Source organism: Paenibacillus sp. FW507-14B1B (assembly GCF_058781425.1).
Map to the genome: position 1 here is coordinate 903,770 of NZ_JBYSWS010000002.1, position 20,906 is coordinate 924,675.

20 protein-coding genes are annotated in these 20,906 nt (G+C 45.2%); 7 read left to right on the plus strand and 13 right to left on the minus strand.

What is annotated here, in order from left to right; all coding sequences use genetic code 11:
- Positions 1 to 104: 104 nt before the first annotated feature.
- From citZ to AC3WJJ_RS12445, 9 genes are all read right to left on the minus strand, one after another.
- On the minus strand, positions 105 to 1,217 hold the full coding sequence (gene citZ, locus AC3WJJ_RS12405; protein WP_492540947.1) for a citrate synthase: 1,113 nt from the start codon (positions 1,215 to 1,217) through the stop codon (positions 105 to 107).
- A gap of 369 nt (positions 1,218 to 1,586) precedes the next feature.
- Positions 1,587 to 1,979 (minus strand): FxsA family protein, encoded by a 393-nt coding sequence (locus AC3WJJ_RS12410; RefSeq protein WP_492540948.1) that lies wholly within the window; start codon positions 1,977 to 1,979, stop codon positions 1,587 to 1,589.
- A gap of 6 nt (positions 1,980 to 1,985) precedes the next feature.
- Entirely contained in the window at positions 1,986 to 2,492 is a 507-nt protein-coding gene (locus AC3WJJ_RS12415) for an acyl-CoA thioesterase (protein WP_492540949.1), read from the minus strand.
- An 84-nt stretch (positions 2,493 to 2,576) separates the two neighbouring features.
- Positions 2,577 to 4,004 (minus strand): pyruvate kinase, encoded by a 1,428-nt coding sequence (pyk, locus tag AC3WJJ_RS12420; RefSeq protein ID WP_492540950.1) that lies wholly within the window; start codon positions 4,002 to 4,004, stop codon positions 2,577 to 2,579.
- Between the two features lie 127 nt (positions 4,005 to 4,131).
- Positions 4,132 to 5,115: an acetyl-CoA carboxylase carboxyltransferase subunit alpha gene (locus AC3WJJ_RS12425; protein WP_492540951.1), complete on the minus strand. Its 984-nt coding sequence runs from the start codon at positions 5,113 to 5,115 to the stop codon at positions 4,132 to 4,134.
- Positions 5,115 to 6,008, minus strand: a complete 894-nt coding sequence (gene accD / locus AC3WJJ_RS12430) for an acetyl-CoA carboxylase, carboxyltransferase subunit beta (RefSeq protein ID WP_492540952.1) — start codon at positions 6,006 to 6,008, stop codon at positions 5,115 to 5,117. Before accD ends, AC3WJJ_RS12425 begins: the two co-directional genes overlap by 1 nt.
- Before the next feature lie 91 nt (positions 6,009 to 6,099).
- A complete protein-coding gene (locus AC3WJJ_RS12435) occupies positions 6,100 to 6,288 on the minus strand; it encodes a hypothetical protein (protein WP_054957048.1) in 189 nt (62 codons plus the stop codon).
- Between the two features lie 151 nt (positions 6,289 to 6,439).
- A complete protein-coding gene (locus AC3WJJ_RS12440) occupies positions 6,440 to 6,934 on the minus strand; it encodes a phosphatidylglycerophosphatase A family protein (RefSeq protein ID WP_492540953.1) in 495 nt (164 codons plus the stop codon).
- Positions 6,935 to 7,090: 156 nt separating this feature from the next.
- Positions 7,091 to 10,798: a DNA polymerase III subunit alpha gene (locus tag AC3WJJ_RS12445; RefSeq protein ID WP_492540955.1), complete on the minus strand. Its 3,708-nt coding sequence runs from the start codon at positions 10,796 to 10,798 to the stop codon at positions 7,091 to 7,093.
- 137 nt (positions 10,799 to 10,935) lie between these two features.
- Between AC3WJJ_RS12445 and AC3WJJ_RS12450 the strand changes: the two genes are divergently transcribed.
- The 3 genes from AC3WJJ_RS12450 (at position 10,936) to AC3WJJ_RS12460 (ending at position 12,129) form a co-directional block, all read left to right on the plus strand.
- A complete protein-coding gene (locus AC3WJJ_RS12450) occupies positions 10,936 to 11,262 on the plus strand; it encodes a YtrH family sporulation protein (protein WP_492540957.1) in 327 nt (108 codons plus the stop codon).
- 3 nt (positions 11,263 to 11,265) lie between these two features.
- Positions 11,266 to 11,742 (plus strand): sporulation membrane protein YtrI, encoded by a 477-nt coding sequence (locus AC3WJJ_RS12455; protein WP_492540958.1) that lies wholly within the window; start codon positions 11,266 to 11,268, stop codon positions 11,740 to 11,742.
- Positions 11,743 to 11,823: 81 nt separating this feature from the next.
- Positions 11,824 to 12,129 (plus strand): YtpI family protein, encoded by a 306-nt coding sequence (locus AC3WJJ_RS12460; protein WP_422657832.1) that lies wholly within the window; start codon positions 11,824 to 11,826, stop codon positions 12,127 to 12,129.
- Positions 12,130 to 12,209: 80 nt separating this feature from the next.
- Here the strand turns inward: AC3WJJ_RS12460 and AC3WJJ_RS12465 are convergent, their stop codons facing one another.
- From AC3WJJ_RS12465 to AC3WJJ_RS12480, 4 genes are all read right to left on the minus strand, one after another.
- Positions 12,210 to 13,544, minus strand: a complete 1,335-nt coding sequence (locus AC3WJJ_RS12465) for a DRTGG domain-containing protein (RefSeq protein ID WP_492540960.1) — start codon at positions 13,542 to 13,544, stop codon at positions 12,210 to 12,212.
- A 238-nt stretch (positions 13,545 to 13,782) separates the two neighbouring features.
- On the minus strand, positions 13,783 to 14,070 hold the full coding sequence (locus tag AC3WJJ_RS12470) for a hypothetical protein (protein ID WP_422657834.1): 288 nt from the start codon (positions 14,068 to 14,070) through the stop codon (positions 13,783 to 13,785).
- A 134-nt stretch (positions 14,071 to 14,204) separates the two neighbouring features.
- Positions 14,205 to 14,552, minus strand: a complete 348-nt coding sequence (locus AC3WJJ_RS12475) for a YlbF/YmcA family competence regulator (protein WP_492540963.1) — start codon at positions 14,550 to 14,552, stop codon at positions 14,205 to 14,207.
- A gap of 48 nt (positions 14,553 to 14,600) precedes the next feature.
- Entirely contained in the window at positions 14,601 to 15,767 is a 1,167-nt protein-coding gene (locus AC3WJJ_RS12480) for a DUF445 domain-containing protein (protein ID WP_492540965.1), read from the minus strand.
- Between the two features lie 136 nt (positions 15,768 to 15,903).
- Between AC3WJJ_RS12480 and AC3WJJ_RS12485 the strand changes: the two genes are divergently transcribed.
- The 4 genes from AC3WJJ_RS12485 to AC3WJJ_RS12500 are packed head-to-tail and all read left to right on the plus strand — an operon-like array spanning position 15,904 to position 20,885.
- On the plus strand, positions 15,904 to 17,271 hold the full coding sequence (locus tag AC3WJJ_RS12485) for a YheC/YheD family endospore coat-associated protein (RefSeq protein ID WP_492540967.1): 1,368 nt from the start codon (positions 15,904 to 15,906) through the stop codon (positions 17,269 to 17,271).
- Positions 17,272 to 17,284: 13 nt separating this feature from the next.
- Positions 17,285 to 18,409 (plus strand): YheC/YheD family endospore coat-associated protein, encoded by a 1,125-nt coding sequence (locus AC3WJJ_RS12490; protein WP_492540969.1) that lies wholly within the window; start codon positions 17,285 to 17,287, stop codon positions 18,407 to 18,409.
- Positions 18,406 to 19,779, plus strand: a complete 1,374-nt coding sequence (locus tag AC3WJJ_RS12495) for a YheC/YheD family endospore coat-associated protein (RefSeq protein WP_492540970.1) — start codon at positions 18,406 to 18,408, stop codon at positions 19,777 to 19,779. Before AC3WJJ_RS12490 ends, AC3WJJ_RS12495 begins: the two co-directional genes overlap by 4 nt.
- Positions 19,776 to 20,885 (plus strand): YheC/YheD family endospore coat-associated protein, encoded by a 1,110-nt coding sequence (locus tag AC3WJJ_RS12500; protein ID WP_492540972.1) that lies wholly within the window; start codon positions 19,776 to 19,778, stop codon positions 20,883 to 20,885. Before AC3WJJ_RS12495 ends, AC3WJJ_RS12500 begins: the two co-directional genes overlap by 4 nt.
- Positions 20,886 to 20,906: the final 21 nt, after the last annotated feature.

The following is a 20,906-nucleotide window of genomic DNA, read 5'->3' on the forward strand; positions in this document are numbered from 1 at the left end:
ATCTCCCATATAAAAACACGGGGAAAGGGCATATCGAAATCCGCCGGCACGGCATTTACCGCTCAAGCGTCTTCTCTGCCCTATTGTACATGATCATGGGTCAATTAGCGAAGATCGATTGGTACATATTGCTGATCCGTCAAGCCAGTATACTCTGCACGCGGACGAATAATCCGGTTGCCATCATACTGTTCAAGAATATGTGCTGTCCATCCGGACACACGGCTAATTGCAAAAATAGGGGTAAACAACTCATGCTCAATGCCAAGTTGTGTATAAACAGATGCTGAGTAGAAGTCTACGTTAGGCTTGAGACCTTTCTGGCCTGTCACAGTCTCTTCAATAAGGACAGATATGTCGTAGAGGGTAGTGTCGCCTTTCATTTGTCCGAGTTCACGAGACATTTTTTGTAGATGCTTCGCACGTGGATCACCGTTCTTATACACCCGATGTCCAAACCCCATGATTTTCTCACGATTGTCCAGCTTCTCTTGAATATAGGACTCCGCTTTATCAAGAGTACCCACCTCGTTCAGCATCTTCATAACCGCTTCGTTTGCGCCACCGTGAAGTGGGCCTTTGAGAGCGCCAATAGCAGATGTCACCCCCGAGTAAATATCGGACAATGTAGCCACGGTTACACGGGATGCAAACGTAGATGCATTGAGCTCATGATCTGCGTGAAGTACCAGGGCCTGGTCCAGAGCTTTAATCGAGGTTTCATCCGGTTGCTCGCCTCTCAGCATATAGAGGAAGTTCTCGGCGATAGATACGCCAGCCTTCGGAGCGATTGGCTCCTTGCCTTGACGAACACGAGAAATAGCCGCAATGATGGTAGGCAATTGAGCTTGTAGCTTAATCGCTTTCTTCTCATTAGCTTCACGACTCATGTCATCCGCGGACTCGTCATACAATGCGAGGGCAGATACAGCAGACCGAAGAGCAGCCATCGTATTCGCATCTTGTGGATACAGCTTGATTTGTTCTATCAGTTTATCCGGAATAGCTGCGAAGTTGCTCAAATCTTGCTGCAACGATTGTAATTCCTGTGCGTTCGGAAGTTTTCCGAACCAAAGCAAATAAGCCACTTCTTCAAAAATAGCATGTTCTGCGAGGTCATCAATATCATAGCCTCGATATGTAAGAACACCATCAACGATCGAGCTGATCGAGGAAGTAGTGGCTACAATGCCTTCCAAACCCTTGGTAGCTGTCATGCATCATCTCTCCTTTATAATCGGGATAAACTGAGTTCAGCATCATGAAAACATTTTCATGAAGCCGGATAATAAAGAATAACCTTGGAAGAGGCCAATAGCCATGATTTAGTCGTAAAACCTCCTCATATCATACTGGATATTGTCTGATATGTGAACAATGACAGAGCATTCTATCATTAAAATGTTTTATCGACATCATAAACTATTTTTTGAAAGTACTTACAATTCCATTATAACCATGATAATTGTCATTGTCGAATAATGAAATTTTTTCCTGTAATTTCATTCATAGCACTCATAAAAAAAGACCAACCCATCTAATTTAAAAGTCGGGTTAGCCTTCATAAAATAGGGAGTAAAATGAATTTAACGACGAAAGATTCTAATCTTTCCGTTCTTCATATTTTTTTTCATCCATAGTAGTAACAGGTATCGATATACCGGACGAGTTAGTGGAAAGATCATTGTGAATCCTACTATATCAGTTACAAAACCAGGCACGATGAGCAGAATCCCACCTAAGAAAATACAGAGTCCTTCCGCCATAGATGATCCAGGAACCATACCGGTATTCATCTTCAGCTTGGCATCCTCCATCGCTTTGCGGCCTTCAAATCGCATCATCGCTACACCGATGGCGGAGGTAAGCAGTGTCAGAAGAAATGTTTCCATGCCACCGACCCGCTCCGCTACGATAGAAAATCCGAATATTTCAATGGCAGGCAGAAAAATAAAGGCCGCCAGCATCCATTTCCACATATTATCTTACTCCTTTCCTCCCAAAAGAGAACTCCTTAGAGCATCATACAACTTGGGAGCACATTTATCCAGTCTAGCCGGTTTCCAGTCCTTATTTACCCATACATGCCTGGTTGAACCTGTAACCAGCTCGCGACCTGGCAAACGATCCAGTCCCATTTTAGTAGTGCTCAAGATATCGTGTTCTTCCTCATTCAAACGCCGTACTTCGTATTCATAATGAATGCGTAGTGGAGAGAATTGAGTCATTCGAGTAAATACCGTTACGTGATCATCATAACGCGCTGGACTTTTATAATGAATATCCAGATCCACAACAGGAAGTAAAACTCCCTCTTCCTCCATCCCACGATAGGTAAATCCAAGCTCACGAATCATCTCAGTTCTCCCAATTTCAAACCAATTTAAATAATTCGCATGGTACACCACGCCCATCTGATCACTTTCTTGGTAGCGCACACGGAAAGAAGTTGTAAACCATCGACTCCATTGTTGTTTCATCATTTTAGGCATCTATTCACCCCATCTATAGAAAAAGCAATGGACGATTACTCGACCATTGCTTTTATCTCATCTATTGTTACCCAGATCAGTCAACTAGTTCTGAGCAGGGATTTGGCTAACTTTAACCAAGTTTGTAGAACCGGATTTTCCAAGCGGTACTCCAGCTGTGATAACAACCAGATCCCCTTCTTTTACGATTCCGGATTTTTGACCACCTTGAAGGGCATATTCAAACATCTCATCCGTAGAGGTTGCCATTTCGCCTTTAACCGGTGTAACTCCCCAAATCAATGCCAAGCGTCTAAGAGTTCTATCTTGAGTCGTTACAGCGACGATAGGAGCCTTAGGACGGTACTTGGAAACCATACGAGCAGTTTGTCCGGATTCTGTGGAAGAGATAATCGCTTTTGCGTTCAAATCCAGTGCAGAGATAGCAACAGATTGGCTGATCGCTTCTGTGATGCTAGTTTCTTGAGCAATACGTTGCTTCAAGAATAGTTCACGATAGTTCAAAGCGGATTCCGCTTTTTCTGCGATACGGGACATGGTCAGAACAGATTCTACTGGATATTTACCAGCAGCTGTTTCACCTGACAACATGATTGCATCTGTACCATCAAAGATCGCATTGGCAACGTCACTTGCTTCCGCACGAGTCGGGCGAGGGTTACGCTGCATGGAATCAAGCATTTGTGTAGCTGTGATAACCGGCTTACCTGCAATGTTACATTTTTCGATCATGCGTTTTTGCGCAAGAGGTACTTCTTCAGCTGGAATTTCAACACCCAAGTCACCACGAGCTACCATCAAACCATCAGAAGCTTCAAGGATTTCATCGAGGTTGTCCACACCTTGTTGATTCTCGATTTTCGAGATAATTTGTACATGTTCAGCGTTGTGTTTTTTCAACAGTTCGCGAATTTCTAGTACGTCACTTGCTTTACGAACGAAGGAAGCTGCGATAAAATCGATGCCTTGTTCGATCCCGAAAATGATATCGTTGGCGTCTTTTTCAGTAATACCTGGGAGAGAAATGTTCACACCCGGTACGTTTACGCCTTTTTTGCTCTTAATTGTTCCGCCATTGACGATACGGCATTTAATCTCCGTGCCCTGAACTTCTACGACAGTAAGACCGATCAAACCATCATCGATCAGAATCGTTGATCCCGCTTGAACATCTTCCGGCAACTCTTTGTAAGTGATAGAAATACGATTCTTATCACCAAGGATTTCTTCCGTTGTCAGCGTGATGAATTCATCCTGTACAAGCTCAATTGGTTCTACTTCCAATTTGCCGGTACGGATTTCTGGCCCTTTTGTGTCCAAAAGAATAGCCACCGTTTTGTTCAATTCCTGAGAAGCTTGACGAATCGTTTTGATTCGGTTGCCATGCTCTTCAAAATCGCCGTGGGAGAAGTTCAGACGAGCTACGTTCATGCCGGCCATAATGAGCTTCTTGGTGTTTTCCAACGATTCACTGGAAGGACCGATAGTACAAACAATTTTAGTTTTACGCATTTGGGTTTCCTCCATTTTCCAAGTGTTCTCTATATCTCTTATCCAACAACTAAATCTACTACAAAATTTCTCGTTTGTATAGGAATATTGTCACATCATTCATTTTCTTATACGTTCAATGATCCTCTCAAACGTTTGAATCAGGTGATTCTGACGGTGCAAAATCGAAACTACCAATCTTACGGAACTTCTGATATCGGTCTTCTTTCAGCTCACAAGCATCCATCACCGAAAGTTCTTTCAGATGACGAACAAGAGCATCTTGAATAGCAGAAGCTGTTTCTTCATAACCACGGTGTGCTCCACCTTTAGGTTCTGGAATGATCTCTTCAATCACTTCCATCTCAAGCAAATCTTGTGCTGTGATTTTCATCGCCTCTGCAGCTTGATCTGCTTTCGATGCATCTTTCCAGAGGATGGATGCTGCACCATTCGGCGATATAGCCGCATAAATGGCATGCTCAAGCATCAACACACGGTTACCTACAGCCAGCGCAAGAGCACCGCCGCTACCGCCTTCGCCGATGACCACACAAACAACAGGCACTCCAAGTGCAGACATTTCCCGCAAGTTACGGGCAATTGCCTCGGACTGACCTCTCTCTTCAGCAGTATTACCAGGATAAGCGCCTTTAGTATCAATAAATGTAATAACTGGACGCTTAAATTTCTCAGCTTGCTGCATTAGCCGCAAAGCCTTCCGAAAACCTTCCGGATGCGCGCTTCCGAAGAAGCGGGCAATATTATCCTTCGTATCTTTTCCCCGTTGCTGGCCTAGAACCGTAACCGGAACACCATTTAGCTTGGCCAACCCGCCAACAATCGCCAGATCGTCACCATATAGCCGATCTCCGTGTAGCTCGATGAAATCCGTAAATACAAGCTGAATTAGATCAAGTGAAGTAGGCCGTTGCTGATGACGGGCTAGATGCATTTTTTGTGAAGGTGAAATGGAGGAATAGATCTCTTCTTCCAGACGACTATAGCGTTCTTCTAAACGAGCAATTTCATCCGTGAAATCTATACCTTTTTCCTGACCGAATTGTTTCAATTCCTCAATCTTCTTACGCATCTCTGCAAGGGGCATTTCAAAAGGAAGTTCGCCTGACATCAAAATCCTCCTTTCGAAGTATGCATTTCGATCAATTTTCCAAGCATGTTACGCAGATCCTTACGATGCACGACCATATCCAACTGACCGTGTGCCAAATTGAACTCAGCCGTCTGGAAGTCATCTGGAAGCTTCTGACGAATGGTCTGCTCAATTACGATGCGGCCAGCAAAGCCAAATACCGCTCCTGGTTCGGCAATATTAATATCACCCAGTGTAGCGAAGCTTGCTGAAACACCACCTGTAGTCGGATCGGTAATCACGGATATATACAGTCCACCACGTTCGTTGAAACGTGACAGAGCCGCACTTGTCTTAGCCATCTGCATTAAACTCAGGATACTTTCCTGCATACGCGCTCCACCTGAAGTTGAGAAAATAATAAGCGGCAAACCATGCTCTGTCGCATGTTCAATCGCACGTGTTATTTTCTCCCCGACAACCGATCCCATACTTCCCGTGAAGAAGTCAAAACTCATTACAGCGACAACAACGGGCTGTCCAAAAATCGAACCTTTGCCCGTAATAACCCCATCCCGCAACCCAGATTTCATCTGTTGCTGCTCAAGCTTCGCTGCATAACCTGGAAATTGAAGAGGGTCAACAGAGATCATATCGGCATCAAACTCTTCAAATCCTGTCTCATCCAGCGTAACGCCAATACGTTCCCATGCATTCAAGCGCATGTGGTGACCGCACTCGGGGCATACCTTCAAATTCTTCTCAAGTTCCTTACTATATTGAATAGTGCCGCACTTGCTGCACTTGTTCATCAGACCTTCAGGTATTTCCCGTTTCGGACGTTCGCCCTCTTCAGGCTGTCCTTCCCGTCCAAGACGTTCCGAAGGAATTGTCGCATATTTTCTTTTTTTCTGAAATAGATCTTTAAACACAACTACACCTCTCCAGCCGCAAATTTGAATGGCCGTAAACTTAGCAAATCTATAAATCCTTTAAACAAGCTTCGCTATGTATCCCTTTAAGCTAGGGGTGCAAAATCGAATTTAACACTTCCTGTACTTCCTCAAGCTCTCCGGAGGGAACCAAAATCTCAAATTGTTGTTTGGAAAGATTTACAGGACGGCTCTGAACCAAAAAACCTTCTATCGTGAGTTTGGCTTTGATCATTTCCGCAACCTTTGCGGTTGGCGCAATATAGATTACCGTCCACATGCCTTTCAGATCCCCCTAATCTCGTGCCATAGGCATATCCTGAGCCGATATAATGGATAATGATAACATACTTCACTTTTTACCTCAACAAAAGAGGAAGGGGGTTGAAAGCGCATTTTCCCTTATTTTGCAGGAGATGCAACAGCGAATTTTAATCTTTATCAATCGTATAACGAGTTGCATCAGGGTTATTATGGGCAATACGGGAAGAAGCGGCAGCAGCAATTCCAGCAACAAGATCATCTAGAAAAACATGTATGCCATCCTTCTTTTCGTTCAAAGTTTCAATAACCCCAATCTTTTCTTTATCCAAATAGCCGAAGCTCGTTAAACCGATCATACCATAAATACTCGTGACACCGAGTGCCATTGTTTCGTCCACGCCATAAAGCGGCTCATCCTGCTCCATAATGGATTGGAGTGGCTGTGGAAGCAACTTTTGTTCAGCTAGCTCATCGAGTGCGATTCCCGTAAACAGAGTATACTGCACTTCTCGTTTGCCAAGCACAGCTCTTACACTTTCTTCACACTGCTCCATTGTTAAAGTCGGATGATACTTTCTCTGCAGACGATATACAATATCCGCGATTGCAGTAACGCTGACTCCTCTTCTGCTCAGCATAGCCTCAGCCAATGCCATTGACATAATAATCCCTCCCGCTTTTACCGGAACGTTCTGCAGCACTTTGAAAAGGATAAAGGCCTCTTGGACGATATTCCGGACCTTGTTGTCCTGTAGTGTCCTATGTTTATGCGGGAGGAAGGTGAAACGTTCATGAATTTTATTAAATTAGGGTAACCACTATTTTACTTTAACTGTGTCTTTTCCCAGCATTTCCTCCATACTAGCAAATAATGCAGGGGACGGTTTAATTCGATAAGCATCACTTAATCCAAGTACCTTCTGGCTTTTTTCATAAAAAAGCACGGTGGCAACGGGACCCGGGTGTTCCTGAAGTAGCTCTTTCAACCGTGCCAGCAGCTGTGGATCTTCTGCTTCCGGCGTAATCTTCACAAATACGCGTTGTTCATGCTTCTTTGACTTGCCTAGTACCGAGCGTGAAGCAGAAGAGTTAAGGCTGGACTTCTCAGAGGAATCTTGCAGGCCATCTACACTTGTTGTCGTCTGATCAGCTAAGTGAACGTCCTTGGTAGGTGCAGACTCGGATCCGTTCTCTCTTGGAGTTGTTGGCTTTCGGTTGAATCCCGTTCTCTTCATAGAGCTTGCGCTATCCTTAGCTGTTGAAGCACTCCGAGACTTGCTCCGGCGGATCAGTTGTGTCAACTTCTCCTCTTCTAACGGTGCTACCTCTTCTGCGAGCAGCTTAAAGTCTTCATCCTGCTGCTGAACCTTGGCCCGAAGAGCCAGGAGAGCCCCTTTCTCAACAAGATGAGCACTCCGCTTCCATACTTCAGGAAATAAAACAACCTCACAACGTTCAACCTGATCTTCCCACTCCATGAATGCCATGGCCTTACCTTGCTTGGTTGTGATTGTCTTGAGTGATACGACCATTCCCGCTACTGTAACGATTGTATCATCAGGAACTTCGGATAAATCCATCAGTCTGTCTGCACCTGCTTGCTGCAAAAGTGAATCGTAATCATCCAGCGGATGTCCAGAGAGGTACATACCTAAGAGTTCACGTTCCAGCTCAAGCTGCTGACTCCCTGAATACGGGGAAACATCCGGATATTCGATATCCCAATTTGTCGTTTCCACGAAATCAAACAACTGAATCTGCAAGTCTTCACGCTCTTTCCGCCACTTCACAGCAGCCTCCACGGTTTCATCTAGCATGGCAATCAACTGCGCACGGTGTCCAGGCAGTGAATCAAATGCCCCCGCCTGAATTAATGATTCGATAACTCTTTTATTACACACACGCAGATCTACACGCCTACAGAAATCGAGCAAACTCTCAAATGGCTTATCTTTTCGGATCTGAACGATATTCTCCACAGCCTGTGTCCCAACATTCTTGATTGCGGCAAGTCCGAAGCGAATCCCACCTTTGTGTTCTTGCCCATCGTTATCCTCTTGACCTTCTGTAGACAGTCCACGAACCGGCGTGAACAGTGAGAAGCTCTCGTTCACATCTGGAGGCATCACATCGATACTCATGCGATGGGATTCCAAGACATACTCCGCCACTTTACGGTGGTTCCCCATCACGGCTGTCAACATGGAAGCCATAAATTGTACGGGATAATGAGCTTTTAAGTACGCTGTTTGAAAAGCCAACACACCATAGGCTGCTGCATGTGCACGTGGGAATCCATAATTCGCAAACCTTACAATCATATCGTACACTCGGTTTGCTTCCTCTTCCGTATAATTCTGTTTCAAGCTTCCCGTCACAAAGTGTCCCCGTTCTCTGTCGAGCACTTCACGTTTCTTTTTCGATACTGCTCGTCTGAGCAGATCAGACTCCCCAAGAGAGAATCCAGCCATAGCCGAAGCAATCTGCATAATCTGTTCTTGGTACACGATAATACCATAAGTGTCGCCGAGAATTGGAATCAGGTCAGGATGTGGATATTCCGGCTGAATGAGCCCATGCTTCGCCTGAATAAACTTTGGAATAAACTCCATAGGACCTGGGCGATAAAGCGCCAAGACCGAGACAATATCCTCAAATGCTGTAGGTGCCAGTTCTTTTAATACACGGCGCACACCTGCGGACTCCATCTGAAATACGCCTGTCGTTTCTCCGCGTCCAAGCATTTGATAGGTCAAAGGATCATCATCAGGAACTTTCGTAAAATCAGGAGCATCCTCTCCGATCCAGCGCATCGTACGTTCAATAATGGAGAGGGTTCTCAAACCTAGAAAATCCATCTTAAGCAGTCCAATACTCTCTAAATGTTCCATGGAATACTGCGTTAAGGCTGTCTTTTCACTGCCTTCTTGCAGCGGTACTGCATCGGTTAATGGATCGCGAGAAATAACTACCCCTGCCGCATGTGTCGATGCATGGCGAGGCATTCCCTCTACCTTGAGCGCCATATCTATTAGCTCACGCACCTTGGGCTTTGTATCATATTGCTCTTTAAGACCAGGGCTTTCCTGAAGCGCTTTGGCTATGCTTATCCCCAAATGGTTTGGAATTAGCTTAGCGGCTTTGTCCACATCTCCATACGGTACATTTAGTGCACGACCTACATCTCTGACAGCGGCTCTTGCAGCCATCGTTCCGAAGGTAATAATCTGTGCAACATGCTCTCGCCCATATTTATGAACGACGTAATCAATGACTTCATCTCGCCGTTCATCACTAAAGTCAATATCAATATCCGGCATCGTAACGCGCTCTGGGTTCAAGAACCGTTCGAAGAGCAGATTATATTTAATGGGGTCCACATTCGTAATTCGAAGCGTATACGCAACAAGACTACCTGCTGAAGAACCCCTTCCCGGTCCAACTGCAATTCCTTTACTGTGGGCATAAGCGATAAAGTCCCAGACAATGAGAAAATAATCGCTGAACCCCATACTTTCAATCGTATTCAGCTCATAATCGAGACGCTGCATAAGCTCTGCTCTGCCATCACTAGAATGCCAGCGTTCATGATCTTCATAACGCTCTCGGAGACCCGTATTACAAAGCTCGCGCAAATAAGAAGTTGCATTCATTCCCTCTGGTAATGGACGATATTCTGGGAGAATGGATCGCCCAAATTCCAACTCTAGATTGCACTGATCTGCTATGACCGCTGTATTGTCCACCGCTTCCATCACATGTGGAAACAGTCTCTTCATCTCATCATCGCTTTTCAAATAGAGCTGATTTGTTGGTATTCTAAGTCTGTCTTCGTCCTCAGTCGTTTTGCCTGTCCCGATACAGATCAGCACATCCTGCACTTCAGCATCTGATGCGGTTAAATAATGCACGTCATTCGTCGCCACAAGGGGTATCCCAAGTTCTGAGCTTAGGGCGATAAGCTGAGGATTAACCCGCTTCTGCTCCGTTAACCCATGATCTTGAAGCTCCAAATAATAATCATCACCAAATATCGCTTTGTAACGCAGTGCGGCGGCTTTAGCCTCCGCTTCCCTGCCATGCAGCAAATGCTGCGGAACTTCTCCACCAAGACAAGCACTAAGACAGATAATACCTTCATGATGGGAAGCCAGCGCATCCATATCAATCCTCGGTTTGTAATGATATCCTTCCAGATGACCGATAGAGCATAGCTTCATCAAATTCCGGTAGCCGGTTTCATTCTTCGCAAGCAGAATCAGGTGATAAATCGGTTGATCTTTCCGACTTCCCCGTTCCTTCCGTGATCCAGCCGTAATATATGCCTCGCAACCAATGATCGGTTTAATTCCATGACGGATGCATGATTTATAAAATGGGACGGCACCGTACATAACCCCGTGATCGGTCAGCGCCAGTGATTTCATTCCAAGCGCTGCCGCTTCCCTCACGAGATCTTCGATACGTGCCGCCCCGTCGAGCAGACTGTATTCGCTATGCACATGCAAATGCACGAAAGTACTCATATTTCGCCTTCCTTTCGCCGCTTAAATTCTTATTCACATTTTATCATAATGTAGCTCTACTAGCCCATACAATGAATCAGGAAGCATCTGGACAGGCGGTTCATGACACCGCCGGGGCAAGAAAGGGGACAAATAGGATGAGTATTTTCTTATCAAAAGCAATATTAGATTTTTTCATAGCTTTCGGCATAGTGCTTGGAGGAGCCATGGTTGGTGGAGTGGGTGCTGTCCTCTCCATGCAGCCCCCTACTACAACCATGGTTGAAATTGCAGGCCGTATAAAGATATGGGCACTGGCTGCCGCTGTCGGAGGGACGATCGATCCCATGCGCGTAATTGAAAGCAATATGGTTGATGGCAATCTCTCTCCTGCAATAAAGCAAATTCTGTATCTTGTCTTTGCGTTCCTAGGCGCACATATGGGCAGCGAACTCGTCAAATGGGTCTGCAACGGTCGGAATTAATCTATGAGAGTGCCTCCATTACGTCGATTCCGTCCTTTTTATCAAGCTGCCTCGATCTTCGTGCTCGGCATGGTGATCGGAAGTGTCGTGTATAATTCGCTGTATCATGCCGCTTATCAGAAGATGTGGGAGAACAATAGGGACCAACAGAATTTAATTACCCAGTATGAGGAAGACATCAATAATTTGAAAAAATACAGTAAACAGTCCTCGGTCATCAAGGAAATCAAAATCCGTTCCGAACAAAAAGAAAAACCGATCGATTCTATCATCGTGAAAGAAATTATTCAACTGATGGGAAAAGATCTTACAGCACTAAGGGGGCGTAATGTGTTCGACATCGATACCGACAGCAAACTTACCCGCTCGCTGCTCGATGATAAGGTATATACCGTTCGAGAAAAAGATTATAAGGTCACAATCAGAACGATGCTTGTCATGGAAGGGGTACTTCAGATTTGGGTGGACATCCATAGCTAAGGTGCGCACTGGAATAGATTTCATGTTACAATACGGATAAAATGCTGAACCATGTCCACGCTAAAGGAGTGCCATTATTCCATGCTTGGTATTATTAATTACGCTCTATATGCAGTATTTGTCATTTCCTGCGTTGCAGCTGCTTTATACAGCATTAATGCGCGCCGAAAGCCTGATCCGCTTGACCGAGGAATCTTTCTTGCGTCCATGAATATCAGTATGGGTGTGATGCTTGTAACCCTATCATTCATTGCCATGCTGCTGTTCAGCGGTTCCACACCTGCCGTCATTGTGGAAGCGATCTTCATGGTGATGGGGGCATTTAATATTTTTGCTGGGCTTAGAAGCAGAAGCTTCTATAGTCGACAAAAGTCGGCTCGCTCGTAAATTTGCGATGTAAAAGAGGGCTATTATCCGGTGAGAAGCGGCGGATAATAGCCCTCTTTGTTATACCCAAGAAACCTTGATCATCCTTGATCGATTGCATGAAGTGTCATGACAGATTTCGCGATCAAATTAGAATGATGATTGATTTCAATCTCCATTTTGCACGTTCTTCGACTCATTTCGAGCAGTCGTGGTGTTACCGTAATTGGATCCTCAATCTGTACTGGACGAATGAAATAAGTAGATAGGTTATCTAGTACATGATCCCCTCCACAGATGTCCTTAGCCGCTTTGAAGGCTGCCTGACTCATAACAGTCGTTAGTACTCCTTGTGAGATCGTTCCAAGTTCTGTTGCCATTTGCGGAGTTATGAACCCGTGGAAAAACAGCTTTCCATCCTCATCTCGGTCTTCAGCCATTCCGTTCCAGATTAACTGATCGAATGTTTCTCCAAGCTGCGGCTGATTGCGTGCATTCCGTAGCGCCTCCAGAACCTCTTTACGCGTAACAGTCGCTACTAGCTTTCGATTACGATCCACAATAGGAAGGAAATCAATCCCCTCCCACATCATGATCTGAGCCGCTGAAGCGAGTGATGTTTTCAAATTTGCAGTAACTGGATTACGAGTAATTGCCCGCTCAATAGCCTGATGATCTGCCAGATCACCAACGTCTCTGACACCTACGATCCCGATAACACGATTCCATTCATCCGTAACGGGAAACCGCTGATCCCCCGTTTTATTCGCTATCTCTTTCAGCTCCAAAGCGGTCACAGAGTTCTTCAGCGCGTGTATCCTAGGCTTCTCACCAGCGATATCTTCTACAAGCATAATCTTCTTCTTAATCAACCGGTCAAAAATGGCTCGATTTATCAACGAGGCAACAGTAAAAGTATCGTGGCGTGATGAGAAGATCGGAAGCCCTAATCGATCGGCCTGCTGCTTCACTTCACGGCTAGTCCCGAACCCCCCTGTGATGAGCACACCTGCGCCTTGCTCTAGAGCAAGTGAGTGTGCATCTTCTCGGTTACCAACAATCATTAAGCTTCCCGCATCGATATAACGAACCATAGCCTCTACCTTCATCGCTCCAATTACATATTTATGCAGGCTTTTGTTAAGACCTTCCGCTCCCCCCAGCACATGACCTTCAACGATCTCCACCACATCAGCAAAGGTCAGCTGCTCGGATATATTCCGTGGCTTTCGCTCAATTCGGACGGTTCCAATCCGTTCCTTAGTTACAACAATCCCCAGTCCTTCTGCTTCTTTCACAGCTCGGTAAGCCGTACCTTCACTGACTGCAAGTTCCTTCGCAAGCCTGCGAACCGATATTTTCGTTCCGACTTTTAAACCTTCAATATGCTGTACCAGTTGTTCGTGCTTCGTTATTGTCTCATCTCGAACATCCAACTGTTACACCTCCTTACTCCATCTGTACCATACTGTATCTATTATACCAGACAAGCCCGACAAAAATAACATGCCGAAACAGCAAAAAAAACCGTTCGTTAACGAACGGTCTACAATACAAAAGTTTACGAAGCGAGGGTTTGAGGATAGCCGATCCTTTGTGAATCAGTTTCCATCTCATTATATTCAGTCAGGAAACTGACGAGCAACAGAGCGAATATCCGCAAACCCGAGCGGTTTATACGCCGCCTTGGCTCTTCTGCTCCTCTGGCCATTTCAATTGCCATTGATTCATCTTTTCCTTCCTAATTTCATCAAGGGCCTTTTGTTTAGCTTCATCCACACCTATTAAGATATGTAGATGCGATCCGATGACCAATAAGGCAAAACCAGCCCATACCGCTCCAAATAATGATGCCCATGAAAAACCTCCAGCGAACGAAATGCTAGGTAGCGCATATACTAGCATCCCTAATGCAACCAAGAGATAAGCAAAATGTTTGAATTTACTTTTCTTTTTCTTCATTCGTTATGCAGCTCCTCTACTTCTCAAGTGAACTCTATATATCTACTCTATGAAGAGCTGGTCCACTTTATGAAAGAAGAATTAAAATAGAGAAGACAAAAAAAGCCGAGGTTTTCACCCCGGCTTTTTCACTATTATGATTGAGCTGGCCCATACAGATGCTGAAGGCTGTCCGAAATAATCTTGTTCACGTCTTCGATAATGATACTTAAGCGACGCTCAGCATCAAACAAACGGCGAATATTCAAGTTAAGACTTAACACTTCAAACAGCTTTTCCATTTTCTCCATCTCTTCCTGTGAAGGCATGTCGCCAGACATCATTCGTTGTTGAACTTCCATTTGGCGCTCACGGAAATTATCGAGCATTTGCTTACTTTCCGGATCTGCTTCAATCAGCTTAATTGCAGCTGTAATTTCCTGTACTTCCTGGCTTTCTCTCATCGCTTTTGCTAGATCATTCGCTTTGTCATAAATATTCATTGTTGTGTCCTCCTCGTTGCGGATGAGCCCGCACTTTTATTAGTTCACTTATCTCCACAGCAGTGTAATCATCGACTGGAACAAACCGATAAATCCGCCTAAAAGCACACCAAGCCAGGTAATTGCTCTAAACTCCCTGCCAGATACACTTAAAATAACTTCTTCAAGCCGCTCTACTGGAAATTTCTCAACTTGTTCTTGTACGAGACCCGGTAGATTCACGGCCTTCATGGCTGAAGGAACAGCATCTTCGATAACTCGGAGACCTTTGTCAACCCACTTGGGCAGAGCAGATTCTAGTGCAGCAAGTCTTGGCTTAACTAAGTCTGAAAGACGGATGCTTTCCAGTTGTTCAATCCAAGTCGTCCAAGGAATAGACTCTTCTATCTTACGAGTAATGAATGCCTGACCCGTTTCGCCTACAGCAGCCTGCACCAGCTTACCCAAAGGCATTTCTCCATACTGCTCTAACTTACCAGAGACAACGGAAACGATCGTTTGACGGATCTTTTCCCCTTCCAGTTGGCTAATTAACATGGGTGTCAGCTTCTGCACGAGCTTGTCTTCGTCCACAAAAATAGCGGCCATCGTGCCGAGAAAACCTCCTGCTTTATCCATCATGGCAGAAGCCATCTCTTTAAGCAAACGCTGGCCATCAGAAGATAGAAGCGTATCACCAAGCTCTTTCAGAACCGCCTCAGCAGCTGCCTCACTCCAGCTCCGTCTTTTCTCCTCAGACCAGTCAGGAATCAGCTCCTTCAGAGGCTTCTCCTCCAGACCATAGGCTGACCATAAAGCTGTGGCTTTCGTCGTGGCTAAAGATTGAGCCTTCCCAATCAGTCGATTCTTTAACTGCTGCCATTCTTCCAAACTCCAAATTTTCAAAGCCAGATCGTTTAAGGTCAGTTCACTTTCGGCTAATGATCTCAGCTTTCGTGTGACCGTCTCCTCTGCTTTCGAACGGAATAATGGTTTACGGATCATCTCCTGTAGGCCTTCACTTGTCACCAAATAATCCGAGACCACTTTACCGAGTGATTCAGCAATCTCTTCCTTACGCTTCGGAATTAATCCAGGTGTAAACGGTAATTTCCGGCCACCAATTCGGATTTCCTCTCGCGGGTGAAAGAGCATCTTAATTGCAAAATGATTCGTAATGCCTCCGACAAAAGCAGCTACCGCTATATTAATCAAAATATACAGCCAATCCTGCATTTTTAAAGTCCTCCCTTTTTACAAATCCGTACAATCACCAAGGGATATATGTCCTCATATGATGAATTACATGCAATGTTCAGATGAAGTCCAATCTGTCCCCAGACATCAAGTAGTTGTCGGAAGGAGATCCAAGATGTCCAAATCCAAGATATCGGTTCAACTGATCCGCTCAGGCAATATGCCGGATAACGATATCAAGCTTGGCGAGAGGCTGATCAAACTGCTGCGAATTCCAACAGAGCAACCTATACAGCTTGTTTTCGGCTCCTTCAATCAGGAGGTACGCGTCATACCGGGGAAAAAATCGACTGTACTTCGCCTCAGTCCTTCCCTATCCAGTAGCTCTGGACTTCTTCCTAGATCGGTTCTGCATATCAAATACAGCGCCGCTGAAAGAACTCTGCGTCTAGGTCCTGTAATCGGAGTTATGATAAGCCGTTATCATCCGGAAGATCCAAACAAACCCTTCGGATCGATCTCTTCATTTTGCATGGAGATGGTAAATGCCTGCCAAAAGTTAGGCGCCTATGTATACTTTTTTACACCTGAGATGATCGGTTCAAACCTCTCAACACTTGAAGCAGTATTGTATGACCATGGATGGAAAAAAGTCCAGGTCCCCGCACCAGATGTCGTAAACAATCGGCTTCCAACGCGAAAATTGGAGAATAGTCCTAGCGTACAGCATTTTATGAAAGAAGTAAAATCCAGATGGGGTACCCATATTTTCAACGAAAAATTTCTAGATAAGACTGAAGTATTCGATGCACTGGGTACAGATGAGAAGCTTAGGAAGTACCTGCCCGAATCCTATTCTATGAAAAGCTATAGCACACTCAAAAAAATGTGTACAGCATATCCGGTGGTGTTCCTTAAACCCGTTCGCGGCAGTTTAGGCAAAGGCATTATCCGAATTTCCCGTCAGGAGGATGGGAGCTTTCATACCTTCACGACCTCACTTGAGGGAGTTAAAAAAAGCAGTTACTCATCACTCACAAAACTATATAGCAGCCTATCCAACAAATTGAACAAAAATCGCTATCAAATTCAACAAGGTTTGGACTTGGTTCGAATTCAAAAACGCAATGTAGATTTTCGCGCACTTGTACACAAAAACAAAAAAGGAAAGTGGAGCGTAACGTCTGTTGTAGCCCGAATTGCAGGCGGGAATCATTACGTATCCAACCTTGCACGAGGAGGAACACTGGCCAAGGTTAAAGATGTGCTTGCCATGAGCAGTATCCCAACCTCAGCTAAGAAAACAGCTAGCGAACGAATGGAGCAAGCGGCACTCCACATCGCCAAAGGCCTTGAAGAGACCATCCCATCCCATTTTGGAGAGCTCGGAATCGATTTAGCCGTCGACACAACCGGACGAATCTGGCTGCTTGAGGTAAACTCCAAACCTTCCAAAAGCGATGATGCTCCGCTCACTGCGTACAAGGTTCGACCTTCCGCTACCCGCCTAATCCAATATAGCCAATTCTTAACTGGCTTTTAGAAAAGGAGCTCTTATGTCTTCTAACTTCATTGGAACACTTGGCGTCATGGTATGTCGTAGAGCTGGGTCGCCTCCTTTTGCGGAGAAGGAATTCCTCCGCGATCTGAGCCTGGCCTCTTCCCGCCTAGGCATGACCGTATTTGTTTTTTTTCCAGAAGATAAACCTGAATCACCAAATGGTAGTCAACAACAAATTCCAGGTTATATCTACAAACAGAATCAATGGATGCAAGGACACTTCCCTACCCCCGACATTATTTATGATCGCTGTCTCTTTCTAAACGCTGAAGAAACATCTACCACTGCTGCTTTCTTGAGCCGTCTTCCTAAGAAAAGTTGGTCGATCTTGTCAAGAGGATTGCCAGGTAAACGGAAGATTTATGATTTTCTTAAATGTGAACAGACTCTATCTCCTTATCTCCCACATACGTTAACCTATGCCAGTAGTAGATCTCTTCATAAAGCATTACATCTGTTTGATGGTGAGTTCTTTATGAAGCCAAGCGGTGGGTCCCACGGAAGTCATACCTTATACGTAAGCTGTAAAGGAAATGCAGCTATCTTACAAGGGAGGGACCGGGCGAACTCGATCTTTCGTAAGAGCATTCCAGTCCGTGAATTATCTGCTTGGGTCAAACAGTTCACAGGACAGCGCCATTTCATTATTCAACCTTATCTCAAGCTAACCAGCCGTGATGGCAGACCTTTTGACATGAGAGTATTGGTTCAAAAGAATGCACACGGCCGCTGGACAGTAACGGGAAAGGCCATAAGACTGGGCCCAGCTGAAGGAATGACATCAAACCTTCATGGCGGAGGCACGGCAATATCCGTTAATCCCTTTCTGGAATCTGAATTCGGCGTTGCCATCGCTTCCGATATCATGACCTGTATCAATCGTCTGAGCGAACACATCCCACCGATCCTTGAATCCGGATTCGGCCGTTTGGGCGAACTCGGTATAGACTTCGGCATAGACTGTTCCGGGAAGGTATGGCTGCTTGAGGTTAATTCAAAACCAGGGCGGCGCGCGTTCAGACAGATAGGGGACATTCCGGCATCACAATTGTCCGTGGAGAATCCCCTCCGTTATGCACGTTATTTATTGCTTCGACAACTTAGGAGGGTAAATACATGAGTTTGACTTTCAGTAATGTTCATTTCTCGAATCAGCCCGAAAAAGTGGTCTTTATGTCCGAATCCCTCATGAGAAGCCTGGGTATCACAAGCAAGAAACAAATCCAGCTCCGTGTAGGCAGAGATACCATATCGGCCTCTTTAAAATCTATAGAACGTACAGGAAAACATATCTACCTTAGCTCCGGGATTCGCAGCAGTGTTCCCGTCCCAAGAATCGGGCCTACTTTTGTTCACAGCCCTAAGGAAGGTGAGATTCAGATCGGACCTGTAGTCGGGATTTTATCCGATGGTCCTTCTAATCCTGCCAATCCATTCGGATACCGCACAGCCTATATCAAGCAGCTCTTGCGGGAAGGTAATAAGAAAATGTATGTATATGCCTTTGCACCAAGGGATATTAACTGGCAAAGAGGGACGGTGTATGCGTATCTGTTAGGTTCAAGGGGTGAGTTCATTCGTAAGACTGTCCCACTTCCAGATGTTGTATACAATCGATTACCGAGTAGACGTACAGACTTCTCTCCTTTTACAAATCAACTAAGAGACCGCTTTACGCGAAGAAACATTCCCTTCTTTAACTGGGCCTTCTTCAACAAATCCGATATTTATAATCAACTCGAGGACGATGTTCAAGCAGGACGCTTTGTTCCTGAAACCTATTCGAATCCAAGCCCTGAGCGCATAAAAGATATGATGGAACGTCATCGGTTCGTCTATTACAAGCCATCTGGTGGAAGCCTTGGTAACGGGATCTATCGACTTACTTATATCCCTAAAAAGGGTTATTTTGCCCGGTACCGTGCTACCGGAGGAAATACACTGCTCAGATTCCCTACGTTCACGAACCTTATGCGTATGCTTCAATCAAGACACGGTTCTGGTCTGAAAAGTTATGTTATTCAACAAGGCATTAAGTTAATCGAAATTGATGGATGCCCAATCGATTTCCGATTCCACATGCATAAGGATGGCAAAAATCGCTGGTCAACCGTCGGGATTGGAGCGAAGAAAGCCGGACGAGGAAGTGTGACGACTCATATCAAGAACGGAGGATCGCTCATGACTCCGGAGCAAGCTCTCGGGCGTGTATTCGGAAGCAAGTCTCGTGAAGTTCTCGAACGAGCAAAACAGACTGCCGTCATCCTAGCTGAAGCGATTGAGAGCCACCATCCTCATGTTCTTGCAGAAATCGGATTTGATATCGGTATCGACGAGGATGAGCAGATTTGGATGTTTGAGGCCAATTCCAAGCCAGGTCGATCGATCTTCAGCCATCCTCCCCTACGCTCTGAAGGTAAGGCGTCGGTCGAACATATTTTTGAGCACTGCTTATATCTCGGCGGGTTCCACAGGGGGAATGACTCGTGAGCAACCGACTTGAGGAGGATTCCAAAGCTGTCATAGCCATTCTAACAACCCATGACTCCTCACGGATGTTTAGAGGAAACCGACAAAACTTTCAGGAAATTATCAAAGCAGGAAAAGATATGGGGTATCTCGTTTACGTGGTCACAGTTCGTGACCTAAAGCTCCATTCCCAAATGGTAAAAGGCTATACACCGAGCAGCGATCACCATTCTTGGGAGCAGAGGATGTTTCCTCTGCCCCAGGTAATTTATAACCGTATTCCAAATCGGGAAGATGAAATGAAGCCTCAAGTTCGCAAAAAAATAAAGGAATGCTTAAACCACCCTAATCTTGATCTTTATAACCCTTACTTTTTTAACAAAAGGCAGCTATTTTCTTGGTTATCCAAGTCAAAGCTGACACGAAAATGGGCCCCGATCACCAAGAAACTTAAGGGGATGGCATCACTTTATGAAATGATCAAGCGCTGCTCTTACCTATATCTCAAACCAGAGGATGGCAAGGCTGGGCAAGGAATAATGAGACTTCGGTATCAAAAAAACAAGCCACTTGCTTATCGACTTCAAATTCAGAACGATAAAAATAGCACGACCTATAAAGCCGCAACACTTGAGCGGTTATGGGATCGGATATCCAAAGAAACGAATGGCGACCCCTATATTATCCAGCAAGGTATTGAGCTTACTTCTGTTCACGGTCGTGCGTTTGATCTCCGTCTGCTCATCCAGAAGACGAATCACGGAGCATGGAGCGTAACAGGGATTGGCGCTCGGATGGCGGGTTCCCATAGTATCACAACGCACGTTCCTCGAGGCGGAACGATTGAGGACCCCGAGAAGCTTCTTCCCACCTTATTCGGCACAGAGCAAGCTGATGCGATATTAAGTAAGGTGCGAAATGCAGCGGTTCTGATTGCCAAACAGATCGAACGTGGAGCAAAATATCCACTTGGTGAGATGTCCATGGATCTTGGTTTAGATACATCTGGAGAGCTATGGTTCTTTGAAGCAAATTCAAAGCCGATGAAGTTCGATGAGCCTGCAATCCGTAAACGCTCCCTTGAGCGAATTTTTCATTATTGTGAGCATCTTATAGAGAATAAATAATGTCTATAAAGGAGGGGATCA

Bases quoted from the DNA above. Each gene is read 5' to 3' on its own strand.
- AC3WJJ_RS12490 (WP_492540969.1), top strand. From the start codon at position 17,285: ATGTCTTCTAACTTCATTGGAACACTTGGCGTCATGGTATGTCGTAGA.
- AC3WJJ_RS12435 (WP_054957048.1), bottom strand. From the start codon at position 6,288: ATGTGGACGGTAATCTATATTGCGCCAACCGCAAAGGTTGCGGAAATG.
- AC3WJJ_RS12495 (WP_492540970.1), top strand. From the start codon at position 18,406: ATGAGTTTGACTTTCAGTAATGTTCATTTCTCGAATCAGCCCGAAAAA.
- AC3WJJ_RS12425 (WP_492540951.1), bottom strand. From the start codon at position 5,115: ATGTCAGGCGAACTTCCTTTTGAAATGCCCCTTGCAGAGATGCGTAAG.
- citZ (WP_492540947.1), bottom strand. From the start codon at position 1,217: ATGACAGCTACCAAGGGTTTGGAAGGCATTGTAGCCACTACTTCCTCG.
- AC3WJJ_RS12455 (WP_492540958.1), top strand. From the start codon at position 11,266: ATGAGAGTGCCTCCATTACGTCGATTCCGTCCTTTTTATCAAGCTGCC.
- pyk (WP_492540950.1), bottom strand. From the start codon at position 4,004: ATGCGTAAAACTAAAATTGTTTGTACTATCGGTCCTTCCAGTGAATCG.
- AC3WJJ_RS12475 (WP_492540963.1), bottom strand. From the start codon at position 14,552: ATGAATATTTATGACAAAGCGAATGATCTAGCAAAAGCGATGAGAGAA.
- AC3WJJ_RS12470 (WP_422657834.1), bottom strand. From the start codon at position 14,070: ATGAAGAAAAAGAAAAGTAAATTCAAACATTTTGCTTATCTCTTGGTT.
- AC3WJJ_RS12450 (WP_492540957.1), top strand. From the start codon at position 10,936: ATGAGTATTTTCTTATCAAAAGCAATATTAGATTTTTTCATAGCTTTC.
- AC3WJJ_RS12410 (WP_492540948.1), bottom strand. From the start codon at position 1,979: ATGTGGAAATGGATGCTGGCGGCCTTTATTTTTCTGCCTGCCATTGAA.
- AC3WJJ_RS12415 (WP_492540949.1), bottom strand. From the start codon at position 2,492: ATGCCTAAAATGATGAAACAACAATGGAGTCGATGGTTTACAACTTCT.
- AC3WJJ_RS12485 (WP_492540967.1), top strand. From the start codon at position 15,904: ATGTCCAAATCCAAGATATCGGTTCAACTGATCCGCTCAGGCAATATG.
- AC3WJJ_RS12480 (WP_492540965.1), bottom strand. From the start codon at position 15,767: ATGCAGGATTGGCTGTATATTTTGATTAATATAGCGGTAGCTGCTTTT.
- AC3WJJ_RS12460 (WP_422657832.1), top strand. From the start codon at position 11,824: ATGCTTGGTATTATTAATTACGCTCTATATGCAGTATTTGTCATTTCC.
- AC3WJJ_RS12445 (WP_492540955.1), bottom strand. From the start codon at position 10,798: ATGAGTACTTTCGTGCATTTGCATGTGCATAGCGAATACAGTCTGCTC.
- AC3WJJ_RS12440 (WP_492540953.1), bottom strand. From the start codon at position 6,934: ATGTCAATGGCATTGGCTGAGGCTATGCTGAGCAGAAGAGGAGTCAGC.